General features: G+C 28.5%; 10 protein-coding genes. 9 read left to right on the top strand and 1 reads right to left on the bottom strand.

Going from position 1 to position 15846, the window contains the following annotated elements:
- The first annotated feature begins 1 nt into the window (after position 1).
- The 7 genes from ACPYPZ_RS02885 to ACPYPZ_RS02855 are packed head-to-tail and all read left to right on the top strand — an operon-like array spanning position 2 to position 9094.
- Positions 2-2089 carry an ATP-binding cassette domain-containing protein gene (locus ACPYPZ_RS02885; RefSeq protein WP_426461075.1) on the top strand — a complete coding sequence of 696 codons (2088 nt, stop codon included), beginning with the start codon at positions 2-4 and terminating at the stop codon, positions 2087-2089.
- Positions 2076-3113, top strand: coding sequence for a carbohydrate ABC transporter permease (locus tag ACPYPZ_RS02880; RefSeq protein ID WP_426461074.1), 1038 nt, complete (start codon positions 2076-2078; stop codon positions 3111-3113). Before ACPYPZ_RS02885 ends, ACPYPZ_RS02880 begins: the two co-directional genes overlap by 14 nt.
- Positions 3067-4098, top strand: coding sequence for a carbohydrate ABC transporter permease (locus ACPYPZ_RS02875; protein WP_426461073.1), 1032 nt, complete (start codon positions 3067-3069; stop codon positions 4096-4098). The genes ACPYPZ_RS02880 and ACPYPZ_RS02875 overlap by 47 nt, the downstream gene beginning before the upstream one ends.
- A 3-nt stretch (positions 4099-4101) precedes the next feature.
- Positions 4102-4377 carry a hypothetical protein gene (locus tag ACPYPZ_RS02870; RefSeq protein WP_426461072.1) on the top strand — a complete coding sequence of 92 codons (276 nt, stop codon included), beginning with the start codon at positions 4102-4104 and terminating at the stop codon, positions 4375-4377.
- Position 4378: 1 nt separating this feature from the next.
- Positions 4379-6301 carry a hypothetical protein gene (locus ACPYPZ_RS02865; RefSeq protein ID WP_426461071.1) on the top strand — a complete coding sequence of 641 codons (1923 nt, stop codon included), beginning with the start codon at positions 4379-4381 and terminating at the stop codon, positions 6299-6301.
- 53 nt (positions 6302-6354) lie between these two features.
- On the top strand, positions 6355-7173 hold the full coding sequence (locus ACPYPZ_RS02860; RefSeq protein WP_426461070.1) for a hypothetical protein: 819 nt from the start codon (positions 6355-6357) through the stop codon (positions 7171-7173).
- The gene (locus tag ACPYPZ_RS02855; RefSeq protein ID WP_426461069.1) at positions 7148-9094 is read left to right on the top strand and encodes a hypothetical protein; all 1947 of its coding nucleotides are present in this window, start codon (positions 7148-7150) and stop codon (positions 9092-9094) included. The genes ACPYPZ_RS02860 and ACPYPZ_RS02855 overlap by 26 nt, the downstream gene beginning before the upstream one ends.
- 48 nt (positions 9095-9142) lie before the next feature.
- Here ACPYPZ_RS02855 and ACPYPZ_RS02850 read toward each other — a convergent pair whose 3' ends face one another.
- Positions 9143-10075: an SPFH domain-containing protein gene (locus ACPYPZ_RS02850; RefSeq protein ID WP_426461068.1), complete on the bottom strand. Its 933-nt coding sequence runs from the start codon at positions 10073-10075 to the stop codon at positions 9143-9145.
- Positions 10076-11000: 925 nt separating this feature from the next.
- Here ACPYPZ_RS02850 and ACPYPZ_RS02845 point away from each other — a divergent pair.
- The gene (locus ACPYPZ_RS02845; RefSeq protein ID WP_426461067.1) at positions 11001-12797 is read left to right on the top strand and encodes an alpha-amylase family glycosyl hydrolase; all 1797 of its coding nucleotides are present in this window, start codon (positions 11001-11003) and stop codon (positions 12795-12797) included.
- 106 nt (positions 12798-12903) lie between these two features.
- Positions 12904-15834, top strand: a complete 2931-nt coding sequence (locus tag ACPYPZ_RS02840) for a hypothetical protein (RefSeq protein WP_426461066.1) — start codon at positions 12904-12906, stop codon at positions 15832-15834.
- Positions 15835-15846 lie beyond the last annotated feature (12 nt).

Genomic DNA, 15846 nt, shown 5'->3' with positions numbered 1-15846 from the left:
TATGAAAATAAAAAGTCTTTTGACACATTATTTCAAAAGTTTAAAGGTTAAAGTTTCTGAAAAAGATTTAAACAGAATTGAAATGTATGCCAAAGAATATTACGATGCTGCAGAAAAAGAATTAGTTCCTGCAATCGAATTAAAAAATTTAAATATCGACTTTGGTGAAACATTAGCTGTAGATAATGCTAACTTTAAAATTCCTGAAGGAAAATTAGTTACATTACTTGGTCCATCTGGAAGTGGTAAAACTACTACTCTTAACGCAATTGCTGGACTTTTAACAGTTACATCTGGAAAAATATTATTTAAAGGGAAAGATGTTACAGATTTTACACCTCAAAGACGTAAAATTGGTTTCGTTTTCCAAAACTATGCACTTTATCCACACATGAGTGTTTATGCAAATATCGCTTTCCCTTTAAAAAATGATGAAAACTGACAAACTAAAACTATTTTAAAACGCTTAAAAGCACAAACAGAAATTAAAGCAATTTTATTAAAAAATCTTAATGCTACAAATGAAGAAATCGAATCACTTAAGCATGCTTTTAATTTATGAAATGATACAGCATCATTATATTCACATAAATTAAATGAACTATATGCTCATTTAGTAGATAAATCAGAAAAAGCTCATACAGCTTATAAAGTAGCTCAAGTTCACGAACAATCAGAGTACTCAGTTTTAGCTAAAAACACTTTAAAAGTACTTAAAAACTTAAGAACTGATACAAAGCAAAAAATTGCTACTGCTAAAGAAAAATATCAAACAGAATTATCTTTAGGATTATTAGGTGAAGTACATCACGCTGAAATTCTTGATAGATATACTGCTAAAACATTAAAATACGTTACTTTAAAATCTGAAGCAGAAATTCAAGAAAGATTAAATTACTTAGCACAAGCTGCAACTGAGTTAATTAGTTACGATTTTAAAACTGTTTCATTAAAAGACAGAATTAAAATTATTAAACTTGAAGAATTAGCTATCAAAACAGAATTTAGATACAAACATGCTTTAAAAAGAGCAGCAATTCAAGTTAAATACAGTGAATTACTTCCTCAATTAAAAGCTGAATATCTTGCTACTAAAAAAGAATTTAAAGAAACTATTAAAACAAACGCTGAATATAAAGAATTATTAGAAGATTCAAAACGTTTACCAGTAGTTGCTGAAAAGAACTTTAGAACAATTTTAAATTCTTTAGAAAAGAAATATAAATTAACAGCAGCACTTAAAGAACTTAGAAACAATGAAGCTAATAGTACTTTAAGTGATGAACAAAAACAAGAAATTAAAAAATGAGCTAAAGATGACATTTCAATGAAAAAAGCAATCCACAACGAAGTTATGGAAGTTGCTCAACGTGTTGAAATTGTTCCAATCTTACAAAAGAAACCAACAAGATTATCAGGGGGACAACAACAACGTGTTTCAATCGCTCGTGCTATTGTTAAAAAACCTGAAATTCTTTTAATGGACGAACCACTTTCAAACCTTGACGCTAAATTACGTATTTCTACACGTCAATGAATTAGACAAATTCAACAATCACTTGGTATTACAACAGTATTCGTTACTCACGACCAAGAAGAAGCTATGTCTATTAGTGACATTGTTGTATGTATGTCTATGGCTAAAGTACAACAAATTGGTTCTCCAATTGAACTTTACAACAAACCTAAAAACCAATTCGTTGCTCGTTTCTTAGGTATGCCTGAAATGGGACTTATTTCATCTCAATTTATTGATGATAAATTATTTGTTGCAGGTAAAGAAATACCTGGAATTAAAGTAAAAGTTCCAAATGGAACATCACTTAATGTTGGGGTGCGTTCAGAAGATTACATCATTAAAACTGCAGAACAACCATACATGTTCGAAGGTGATGTAGTAGTTCAAGAAAACTTTGGTAAAGAAAGTAAATTAGTTGTTTACTTAGAAGGTGTTGGAAACATTAACTTCTTATTAAATAACAAATTCCAATTCAATGTAGGAGATAAAATTTACTTCGATTTACCTCCACGTAAATTACATATTTTTGACGCCCATACAGAAGAAAGGGTAGAATATGAAGCAAACTAGTGGCATTTTTAATGGTATTGTTAACAAGATTCCGTTCTTATACACAAAAAGACTTAAAAAAGATGCTTCTAGAAAGTTTACATTATCACACTCTATTTTAGATAGAAGAACTCCAGTGTGAAAACCATTAATGTTATTAGCACCTGGGTTAACATTGATTATCTTATTTACAATCATTCCGATGTTATATAACATAGTCAACTCATTAACCACATCTACAGGTTCTTTTACGTTAGGTAACTACGTAACTGTATTCACTGACCAAGACTTTGCAGTCGGTGTAAGAAACTCATTTATTTATGGTATTTTCGTTTTACCTATTACAATGACAATCTCATTATCAGTTTCATCAGTTATCGCGAAACTTTATAGAAAATCTGCACAAGGTTTTTGACAATCAGTATTCTTTATGCCTTATATTACCAACGTCGTTGCTGTCTCACTTGTTTTCATTCAAGTATTCAGCCCAGCTGGTTTATTTAATGGTATTTTTGGTGGTAACACAGACTGATTAAACTCAAATGATAAATTCACTTTTAACGCTTTATTCCCAATGGTTGGTAATGGAGTTTGAAGTGGTTTAGCATTTAACATTCTTATTTATACAACAGCAATGCTTGGAGTTGATAAGAACCTTTACCGTTCAGCTTCAATTGATGGATGTAGTGAATTTAGACAATTCTTCTCAATTACACTTCCTTCAATTAAAAGCACAATTAACTTCTTAATCACATTTGGAATTATCGGTGGATTAAAAGTTTTCCCTCTTGCATTGTTCAACAACCAACCTGCACTAGCACTTAAAAATGGTGGTGCTTCACTTATGCTTTATGTATATTACACAACCACAACAGGTAAATTAGCACTTTCTGGTGCTGCATCAATTGCCTTATTTATCGTTGGGGTTACATATTCATCAATCGTACGTGGTGGATTCTTCATGGCACAATTAACACTTAATAATTTAGGAGAAAGAAATGTTTGAGTTAAAGTTAAGAATTCAGAACAAGTTTCTAAGAAATAAACTTAAGAAAAATCAAGAACGTGTTTCTTCTCAAGTCCATGAAAGATCTGTAAGTAAAGTAATCATTTCATCTTTACTTAAAATATTATTATTATCATTTTTCGGAGTAATTATTTTATTCCCATTCTTCTTAATGCTTTCAATCTCATTTATGGATGATACGCAAGCTGCTTCTCTTTCAAAAGAATTTCAATTATTACCAAACTTTGGTAACGGTACAACTATTGAAATTAATAGCAACGGTGTTCCTTCACAAATTATTGCTTCTTGAAGCAAAGTGGTTGCTAACACTTATGCAAGAGCATTCAACACATCTTACTTCTTATCAATTGCTATTACATTTGGTAATGTTTTAGTTTCTGTCTTCTTTAAGATTTTAATTACATTCTTAATGGGATATGCATTTGCACTTAGAAACTGACGTGGTAAGAACTTTGCTTGATTTATTGCGTTATCACTTCTTGTTCTCCCTGAAGTTGCACTTCTTGGTGGACAATACAAAATGATTTTGGAAACAAACTTATATGTTAACTGATTTACATTCTTATTAGCTATGGCATTCCCATTCACAGCAAGTATTTTTAATACAAACATGTATCGTAATGCCTTTGAAGCTATCCCTGGAAGAATTAAAGAAGTTTCATTAATCGACGGTGCAAGTGGAGCTAAATACTTATTTAAAATTGCATTCCCAATGGTTATGCCTACAACATTAACTATTGTTATTCTTACATCTCTTGCATCTTGAAACTCATACCTTTGACCAAGTGTTCTTTCAACAATCAACGGTCAAAAATATGAAGTTATGTCAATTTGATTATTTAACGCTGGTAGAATTGATGGTGCTGCTGATATTCCATTAACAACTAACATTAAATTAGCTGCTGTTGTTATTTCTGTTATTCCTATGTTCCTTGTATACTTATTCTTCAGAAAGAACATTATGAGAGCTATTAGTAGACAAGGTTCAACAATTAAAGGATAGATTATGAAAGATTACAAAAGAAAAGTTTACACTTGAATTATTTTTACAATCTTAGGTATTGTAGGAATTATCGGTTTATCAATTGGTATTCACGAAGTTCAAGGATATATTAAATTATTTAATGACGTTTCAGTTGCAATCGAAGTGTCTAATGCATACTATGTAACAGAATCATACATGATAGGAGGTTTAGCATTCTGTTGTTTAATTACAATTTTAGGTTCTATTATTACTTATTCAGGACTTAAATCACTTAAATATACAGAAATGTTCTATTAAAATGAATTTCAAAAAGAATTTTAAAAAGAGACTACTTATCAGCTTAGGTGCTTTATCAACTGCAGCAATTCCGTTATCAGCAGTGTCATGTTTATATAATGATTCAGTTTATATTAAATATGCACAACAATATGTAGTAAATAATCCAATGACAGAACAAAACAGACCTAAATTATCAAATTTAGGTAATAAAAGCTTAAAAGATTTACAAGATAATTTATATTCTTCAAAGAAAGTGTCTTATACATTCGCTTCTTATGATTTATACATCGGACAAGATCCTTTATACGCAAACAATGATTTTGCTATTAAGTATGTTAAAGATGTAGTTCAAATTACTGGTCAATATACATATAAACTCTTGACTAAAGATGAATTAATCCAACAAATTGGTAAAGAAAAAGCAGAAAAAACCTGACCAGTTGTACAACGTGTTCAAAAAGCTTTTGAAGATAACTTCAAAATCTTTATGAAATCACCAGATGGTAAACCAAAAGTTACTTTATGAAATATTCAACGTGGTTCAATTGAACCTACAATTTCAGTTCAAACTAACTTAAATGCTGCTTACCGTTCAACTTTAATCGTTGATTATGAAGATTATGCTGGTCAACAACCAACAACTAGAGAAGAAGTGCAAAATATTGTAGAAAACTACATTAAATTCACTCCTTTTATGTCAGATTACATTATTAAAAATCAAAGTGAGAATGATGAAAAATGATGAATCACAGGAAAAAATGGTTCATTTACATTTAAAGATCCAGAAAAAATTTCACTTAATGGTATTCCTTCATTCGTTTATGATTCATTCTTAAAAAACCTTAGTGAAAAATATGGTTCATATATTTTAAGCAATCCAAAACCAGAAGAAATTCTGCAAGAATTTATTAATATTATTCAAACATATCCATTTAAATACAAAGATACTGCAGAAGCACAAAAAAATGGTGCTATTCTTGGATTTGGTCCACTTAACTTATTAGAAAACCGTTATGTTACTTCATCTACACCTGATGATGCTCACCGTATCTTCAACAAAGATGATTTATTAGATACATTACCAACTTACGAAATTGCTGAATTCTCTAAAGATCCGATTGCTTTCATTCAACATAATCCTGGATTATGATTTATGGGACTTTACAGAAATGGTGGTATTGTAATTACTTATGAATTAGCTATTGAACGTGCACGTAAAGCATTAGATAATGCAATTAGTGCATATGAAAAAGATCCAAAGAAAGCTAAAAAACAAGCTGTTGACAAAGCTAGAAATAAGTTAAACTGACTTATTGGACAACAAAAGAAATTTGAACCTATTAAGGCTAAAATGATTGATTTCCAAGCTGAAGTCGAAGCTAAAAGAGAACAAATCAGAAAATCAACTTCTGCACAAGAAAAAGAAACTTTAACAAAAGAATTAAATAAAATCTATGCAGAAATTATGAAAACTGTTAAATCAAATAAAGAACTTACTCAAGACTACGAGAGAATTATTAAAATTGTTAATGAAGGTATTTCAACTTCATATAGTAATGAATATTCATTAAACCAATTATATGCAAAAGCTTTATTCTCTGTCGGAGTAAACAACGTTCAAATAATTAAAGGTACTATCGAAACCGAAGAAGAAGTAGAAGTTAAAGAAGAAAAAGACGCAAAAGCTGAAGCTTCAGATAAAGAGACTAAAGAAGTTAAAAAAGAAATTAAGAAGGTTTCAAAACCAACTTACTGAGTTGAATTTTGTGTATCTGATAAACCGGAAAATAAATCAGATTGAAGATTATTCAGACCACTTGATATTCTTGATTCAAACTTCTTTATTAAACACGATTTAGTACTTAAAAACTACGTTAAAACAGAACTGCCTAAAGATTTAAAAATTGATCCAGCATTTGAAAATGTTGCTCAAGTTAAATAATGAAAATATTTGAAAAACGCGAAAAATCGCGTTTTTTTGTTTACAATTTTATTATGCTAAAAAAATATAAAAAAACTTTTTTAACGCTTTTTGCGAGCGTTTCCGCACTTACACTAGTTCCTGTGGTCTCAGTTTCTTGTTTACAACCAAATAAAGTTAAATATAAAAAAGAAGAAGAAAATCTAAAACAACTTATAACGAATTTAGAACAAGAAAATACTAAGGTAAATGGTGAGTATAAATATATTATTATTTCGCTGAAAAATTACGAATTAAATCTACTTAACATTGATGCTCAAATACACGCAGTGAATAATGGTGATATTTCAGATCTGCAATATTTGAAATTAGCTTCAGGAATTCAAAGTGTAATGATGGTGGCCAATGAATTAAAAACAAAAATTACTGCGAATTATCAAGATAGACTAGATAAAAAGACAGAGTTTGTATATTTTAATTCGGTAGAAGCACTAAATGGTTATTTATTATGTTATTCATTAAGTGGTCCAAATCTTTTATACGTGAATATGTATGATTCTTTACAAAGTTATAGTAAAGATGTGGCTTTATATAAAGGAAATAAAGCTTTAAATACCGAACAAAAACAATTGATTCAAGCAGTGGAAGAATTTTTAAATACATACTGAGATATTTGTAAAAGTATTTTAATGACTTTTTATCAAACTAATAATTTTGAATTAGATATTTTAAGTGATTCGCAATATACAGAGATTACCGATTTTATTGAAAAACAACAAGAGTTGTTTAATCAATTAATTAGCAATACAAAAATAACTGAAGAACAAATTGCATCTATTAAAAATCTAGGGTTTGAAAAATTATTTAATGAAAAAGGGTTATTGAAGAAATAAAATGATGAAAGTAAAACAGAGATATAAATGGCTTGGTGCTTTACTGACTGCAGCGACAGTAGCAACTCCTTTGGTTAGTATTTCATGTGTTAAACAAGAAGAGTCAAATCAACAAACAGAATTAATTGAGTTGATAAAAACTAAACAATTACAATACAGTAATAAAATAAAATCTTCAGTAGAATATACTAAAGCAGAAATAGATAACATAAATAATTTTATAGATGGTGTAAATACATATTTAGATGATGATAAAAAGCTTCAAATCAAATTTACCACTGATACTTTACCAATTTACAAATTAGAACCATTAAAAGATATTTTAAGTAGTTTAAAATATATTCTTGAAATTTTTAAAGCAGGAGAATATAAAAACCACGGACTTAGCCCACAAGCTTTAGAATATAAGCAAAATCGACTAATGTATGTTGATGTTTTAAATTATATTTTTTCAAAGCATCAATTATTAACTAATCAGGACTTTTGAAATTATGAAAATATTCAAGAACAATGAATTCAGGCTAACATAATTAATAACTTCCTAGTATTATTAAGACAATATAGATACGTAGATAATGACTCGACTATGAGTAATCCTTATCCAATTTTAGAGAATTCAAAATCTCAAGATGAAGAAATTTCAACAATTGCAGAACTAGCGAATAAATACAAAAATATTAATGATAAAGAGCGAATACTACAAATTTTTCAAAATAGCAAAATCAACAATTATTATCAAATTTTAGATAATTCTCTAGTAGAAGAATTAGAGCCACTTTCTTATCAAAATGTATTAACAGTAAGCTTAAAAGATAGTTCAAAAGAAGTATTGCAGACAAACAAAAATCTAAATGAAGATCTTCGTAATTTTGCAAGAAACCTTTATGAATACAATAATAATTATTCAAACGAATATAATTTTAAAAAGGGTCTTAAAGTTTATTGACCATTTTTAGCTTATTATGTACAAGATGAAATTCCTTCTGATAACAATGCAATTGATCTTTTTTGAAATGATGAATACGAATATGATTCAGACAAAATCAAAAATAATTTAATTAATAAAAAAGATAATGATTTTGATATTCAAGAAATTAGAGTAAAAAGAGTTGATTTAAATGAAGAATTTGCTAAAAAATATGCTGAGCATAATTCAACCTTTTTTGATAATCTTTATCAAATGGCTATTCTTCAAGAAATTATGAAACCGCGTGAGTTTTCATGAGAAAGTAAAAAAGATGTGGATGCTGAAAAATTACGTGAAGAATTAAATGATGTATTTTCATATTTAATGAATGAACTTAATGATATTCGGAACGTAAATCTTTATGAAATTGAAGTAGATGTAAATACTGCACATCAAGCTTATTTAGATAATTTAAAGCTAAAATACGATGACCATTTTATTAAAGGGTTTGAGCTTAAAAATGAGCTAACAAGTAATATAGTATTTAGTAAACTTCTTGCAGCATCAAACGATCAAAACAGTTTTAGAGAAGTGTTTGATAATTATTTAAGACTTTATTATCCAATTTTTAAGGAAATTAGCAATGGTATCTTAACTAAAAGTAATGATACTAATAAAGAAATAGAGATCGGTTTGGATATTAAATCAAAAATTGATGATCTTTTAAAAGATGATTATATTAAACAAAATTTAATGATTAAAAAAGTTAAAAAAACAACTATTATGACTAAGAAATTCTATGTTGCTACAAGTTATTTTAATTCTCAGGACTTTCCTAGTTTAAAATTTGTTTATTTAGATTCGAATATTTATCAAATAAAAGGGATTCAAGATGAATCATATTCATCAGACTATATTTACGACTTACAATTTATTAAGCAATCTAATCCGAAATTATATGAAGCTATTGTTATGAAATTAAAAAAATTAAAAACCTATTACTGAAATGAGTAAAACATAAAAAATACCACCATTAGATATGGTGGTTTTCATTTTGTTAATTTACTTATTAGAATTTTTTTCATCTTTAACTGAATTAAAAATTTCAGCAACACCAGCAACCTGTGCAGCAAAATCTTTAACGCTACCTGGAATGAATAATTTTGTAGATTGCCCTTTTGCTAAGTCGCTTAATTTATCAATTGCTTTTAAGTTTAAGATGTTATTTGTTAAGTTTGCACTATTAATAATATCAATAGCTTGTTTTTGCCCTTCAGCTTCTAAAATAAGTTTAGCTTTCTCAGCTTCAGCTTCAAGCACTTTTTTGCTTTTTTCTGCTTCTGCATTTAAAATAGTAGCTTGACGATTACCTTCAGCTTTTAAAATTTGAGATTGTTTAATTCCTTCTGCATCAAGAATAGCAGCACGTTTATCCCTTTCGGCTTGCATTTGACGAACCATCGCTTCTTGAATTTCACGTGGTGGTACAATGTTTTGGATTTCAACACGGTTAACTTTGATTCCTCATGCGTCACTAGCTTCATCTAAAATATGTGTTAAACGTGTGTTAATCATTTCTCTTGATGTAAGAGATTGATCTAATTCTAATTCACCAAAAAGGTTTCTTAAGGTAGTTGCTGTAAGGTTTTCGATAGCAAAAATAGGTCTTTCTGCTCCGTAAGCATAAAGTTGAGGGTCAATAATTTTTAAGTATGTTACCGTATCAACTTTAATAGTAGCATTATCCTTTGTAATAACTAATTGTTGTGGAAAGTCAAAAACTTTTTCTTTAGTTGTTTCTTTAAGAACAATACGGTCTACAATGGGTACAATGAAGTTAATTCCTGTACTTAATGTTTTGTGATATTTTCCAAATCTTTGAACGATTCAGAAATTTGTTTGTGGCACAATTTTAATTGCTGAACAAAGCAATGCAATAATTAACAATGAAATTGCAGCAACTACCACAATTATAATAATAGTAGATGTTGTCATTTTTATAATCCTCTTTCAACTTGTATATATGTCCTTGCGTAAAATAATTTTCAAAATCGAATTCAATGTTTATTTTTTTCAAATTCAAATGGAAATTCTAAATTCTTATGTAGTTTATTTTTTCTAACAAAAATAAAAATTGGTAGTCTGGTAAGCGATGGTAAAGTAGTAGGCGACATACAACACATCACGATTGCTAGCATTAATGCCGGTCAAGAATCGCGATCTGAGACAGCTCAAATTACAAAAAATACCGTGATTATAGTTATGTGATAAATAACAGAAAATATCAATGAACAGATTGAAATTTTTTTAAGCTTTTTAATTGTTTTGTCAATGTCTAACATATTAAAATTATTTGTATTTGATAGCATATTAGCAATATAATGCTATTATAACCCTCTATCTACGTGTATTCATTCATATGCATAAAATACTTTTCAAAAACCAATTCAAAATTTATTTTGCTCATATTCAAATGGAAACTCAGGATGATTTTGCAATTTTCTCAATCTTACAAAAATATAAATAGGAAAACTAGTTCCGCTTTTTATAAACAACAGAGAAAAGCAAGCACTAAAAATTCCTAATATTAAAAATATCACTGTACCTCATTGCACATACAAAATAAAAGGTCATGCCACTAGATTTGCGACAAATGTAATGGTAATTATAAAAGAAGCAATTGATACATATTTTAGTTCATAAATGTAATATTTCATACAAAAAATCTCCATTTAATTTAAATTATTTTTATAACATATCAATTAATATTTTATGAGATTTTAGTGTGTTTTTAAAAAATCAATAAAAAAGATACAAAAAACTGAAATTTATTTCATAATTGTTAATTTTATGGGTGTAATTTTACTTGCTCGAGCATCATTATTAAGTTTAAGTACACTAAAAAGACTAAAATTTAAGTATGCAAGTAAAGAAATTAAGTTGATACGATAAGTTGATGTATAAAAAATATTTAAGAGCAAACGACCTTAATAAAATAGGTAATTGGAATAATGAAATTTATAAACAAAACTATAATGAGTACTTATTAGATTATAAAAATCTTTATAAGAATGTAAAAAGTGTTGCTCCATTAAACAAAGCGAAATTTAAAAATACAGGTGTAATTTACCAAGTATTAACATATAGCTTTGCAGATGGTAATAATGACGGAATTGGTGATTTTATTGGATTAAAAGAAAAATTAGATTATATTGATAATTTAGGTGTAGATCAAATCTGATTAAGTCCATTACATCCATCACCTAGTTATCACGGTTACGGTGTAATTGACTATACAAAAGTTGCTAAACAATTAGGTGGAATGGAAGCTTTTAGAGAATTTCTAGAAGCAGCACACCATAAAGGAATTAAAGTTTATTTAGATTTAGTGTTTAATCATACTTCTTATGAACACCCATGATTTCAAGCAGCCTTAAATGGTGATGAATATTATCAAAAGTTTTACCAATTTGATATTAAACACTATGATGCTGATGTAAAACAAGATAGTGAAGTAGTTCGAAAAAGATTTTGAAATATTCAAAAACAAGCAGCAAGCAATCTAAAATATATTGGTCGTTTTTGAGCTGGAATGCCAGATTTAAATTTAAATAATAAAGATGTAATAGAACAGTTAATTGCTATTCAACAATACTGAATTGCTGTAGGAGTAGATGGATTTAGATATGATGCAATCGCTGAATTCTTCTCAAGTGAAAACGAAGAAAAAACCAAATACAACGAAGCTAAGATCTTCTATGAATTACGTCAAGCATCAAATAAACTAACTAAAAAATTAAAAAGAGATGAAGTATATATGATTGGTGAATGAATTGGTTCTTCACCACTTAAAGCTCTAAAATACTTGATTTATAAAGGTTCTTATGGTTTAAACACAACCTATGATGGATATAAATATTTTGCCTTAAATCCTGATGTAAGAGTAAATTATTCAGACACCAAAAAGATTGTTGAATTATATGAAAATGTACATTCAAAATCAGGTTGAGTGCCATTTTTAGATAATCATGATATGTTGCGTTGAATTGATAATTATCGCATTCAAGCAGAAAAATTAAGTAGTTTTAAACTTAATCAAAAAATTACTGCACAAGAAATTGAAGCCTTGCACATAGCACTTTTAAGTTTATTTGCTTTACCTGGACAACCAATTTTATATTATGGTGATGAACTTAATTATTACGGAACTAGAAAGTATGGCGATCCAAGCTTAAGAGAGCCGCTAAGATGAAATAATCAAAAATTTAACTGTTTCTTTAGCAACTCTACTACAAATGCTGATTATACTTATGTGTTGCAAACCTACTCAAGACATTTAAATACAGTAGAAAATATCATTAATGAACCTAATTCAACATATAAGTTAATTCAAACATTAACTGATTTAAGAATTAAGTATCCGTTTTTAAAAGAAACTAAAAGCTCAACGTTTTTAAATCCTGAATTAGTAGTTGATACTACCGATCCAACTTCGTTTATTTTAAGAAAAGATGAACAAAAAAATAAATATCTTTTATTTGCTTTTTGCAATTATCAAAATACAAAAATAGTTGCTAACAAAATTTCACGTGATTTTCATTTTAAAGAACTATTTAGTTACCAAGCAACAAATCACTCTTGAAACCTAGAAATAGCTCAAGGTGGTTATATTGTTTATGAGTTAACTGAAAAGCTTTTAGATGAAGAAGAGCACTAAAATTCTTACTTAAAGTACCACAGAAAGCCTTATTCAAAAATAAGGTTTTTTTGATATAATAACACAGTTATTAAAAAGAAATAAAAATATAAACGAAGGAAAACTTATGAAAAAGAAAATTTTAATCACAAGTGCAGCAGGATTATTGTTTACTCCTACAATGTTAGTAGCATGTAATGATGATCAAAAAGCACAAGAAGCTAAATACGATCAAGATTTTAAAGCTCAATTAACAGATACTAGAAATTTACTTGACACAATTAATAAAACAGAAATGGCTCCAGACTTTTTTGTTGAAAGAACTAAAGCAGCTGATGAAATTGAAAAACATTACAACAACGCAAAAACTTCAGCAGATAAATATGGTGCACTCTACGAATTACAACTTTTCCACAAAAAATTAGTTAACAACTGAACAACAGAACTTGCTCACATTCTTAGCAACGCTAACTTTAAATACAAAGATGTTATCAAAGACAGTGAAGCAACTAAATTAGAAAACGAAAAGTTAAAAGTTGATTTAGACTCATTTAAAATTGCTAAAGGTAAAGTAGAAGACAAATTAAAAGAAACTGAAGCAAAACTTAAAGAAGCTCAAGAATACAATGGTAAAGAATTAGATGCAGAAATTAAAAACTTAACTAAAGATTACTTACCAAGACAACTTAGTGGTAAAGAAGCATTACTTGAAGCACAAGATTACTTAATTAATTGATACGATGCTTTAATCACAATGCTTAGACACGCTAAATACAACGACGAGAATACTAAAAATCAAGTTTTAGCTTTAGCTGATACTCTTGAACAATTAATGCAATCAACAAAACTTGCAAAAGAACAAACTTTAAAAACACCAGAACGTTTTGAAACAAGAAAAGAATTCAGAATGGACCTTGCGATTACAATGGATAGAATTAAAAAATTAGGTATCCAATATGAACCAATTTTTAAATTCGATTTACCATGACCAAAAAGTAAATACTTAACAGCTTTATTTGAATGAAGAGTTGCGAACTTTGATGCTCTTTACAACGATATTAAAAATAACGATCCAAAAGTTTATGCACAATTTTTAGCAGATGGTAAATTAGACCAAAATTCACCAGAATTCCAAAAATTACTTGAAGAATTCAAAAAATCAGTGTTATTAACTTTAGAAAACCTTAAAAACAAATATGTTAAAGCAGAAGCAAATGCTAAATACTATGCAGATCAAGTATTTGCGTTCGTTACATACGAAGAAACACTTCAAAAATACAAAATTTTAAAAGAACTTGCTTTAGACCAATGACATCCACAACTTAAATCAACAGTTAAAATGTCAGAATACCCTCTTTATGGTCGTTTATATGATTCAGATACAACTAAAAAACTTGATGTGTTCTACAAAAACACATTAACTCAACTTAGTCGTTTCTGAGCATCTGAAGGTGATAAATACTTAAACTCTATTGCTTATAGAAAAATTTACAAAGTATGAGATGAATACTTAAAGAATTCATTAAACTACAAATACAATATGAGTGCTCATACTTACTACGAATTCTTAGGAACATTTGCAGAAGCTCAAATGGGAATTCAACAATTAGTTGTTCCTGACACACACATTCAAGAACAAACTAACAAAGTTAAAGCAGAAATTACTAAACTTAACGAAGCAATTACAAAATTACTTCAACCAGTATATAAAGCTGCAAGCAAAGAACTTAGTGATGATGCTTCATACACACCTTGATATAACTTAAGAGAAGAATTAAACGGTAAATTTTCAAAAGCAAAAAGAATGCCTGAAAGCAACTTTGTTGAATTATTTGATAAATACATTGCGTTAATGCTTGCTAAAGCATATACTGAAAATATGCTTGATATTTACAATCATTATGAGTTAGTTGGAATCGATCCTACTACAGCAGAAAATGACGAAATGTTTAAATTAAAATCAAAACCAACAAAATTACAAAAGAAATTAAAACAAAGAGAAGCGGACTTAAATGATGCGAAATTAGAAGATGAGTTCTACAAAGAATTTATTACTCCATTATTTGACAAAGTTGAATGACCAAACTTTGAAGCTGCAAATATGGATGAAGCTGCTAAAATTGCTGCTTACAAAAAACTTATTACTGAACTTCACACAGCATTTGAAGGTGTTGCTAAAGTAAATACTGAAGAAAAAAGCGACAAATACAAAGATTCATTCTTTAGAGAATATTTCTACGAAGATTTCTTTGAAAGCAAAGCAAAAGAAATTAATGATGCATTTAGCAAATTAGATACTGTCACAACTTTTGGATGATCTCAAAAATCATTTGCTAGTGATATGAAAAAATTCTGAACAGGAAGATTACAAACAATCCAAGATGAATTACAAGCTAAAGAAGCGGACTACAAAGTAGCTAAAGAAAACTACGAAAAAGCTTCAAGCGATACTGTTGATCCTAAAAATTACACAGTTCCTAACCAAGAACTTTATGCATTCATTAGACAATGAAACTTAAAATATCGTCCAGATTTAGCTGCTGTGCTACTTAACCCAGAAAAAGAAGTTGATAAAGGAGCACTTGATTTATTTAAATCATATAACTCTGAATGAAACTTTACAGGACACCAAGATACATCAACTAAACCATATATTCACATTACTAACTTAGATATTGATGATATTGAAAATACAGATGCAGCTTACAATGGTGATCAAGTTATGCCTCAATACACACCTGATAAAGTTAAAGTAAACTTATTAGCTGCTGAACAAAAATACTTTGCTGCTTATGAAGCATATATTACAGCTAAAAAAGCAGAACAAGATACAGCAGAACTTAAAACAAAATTAGATAATGCTAGAAAAGATTATTATGCAGTCTTAAATGATCCACACTACCAATTTTCAAAAAATGCTTATGCAAAATTTGATCCATCACAATACGAAAGTGGAAAACAAGTACAACTTACTCAACTTAAACTTGCTAGTTTATATGCAAGTGAGGTTGCTTCATACGAAGTATTAGACTTCCTTAATAAAAAATATATGAAATAACTAGCAAAAACC

Origin of the sequence: Mycoplasma hafezii, assembly GCF_049942695.1 — a bacterium.
In the GTDB taxonomy this organism is placed as follows: Bacteria; Bacillota_I; Bacilli_A; order Mycoplasmatales; family Metamycoplasmataceae; genus Mycoplasmopsis; species Mycoplasmopsis hafezii.
Note: the sequence above shows the minus strand (reverse complement) of the source record. Positions and strands in the feature narration are given on the sequence as shown.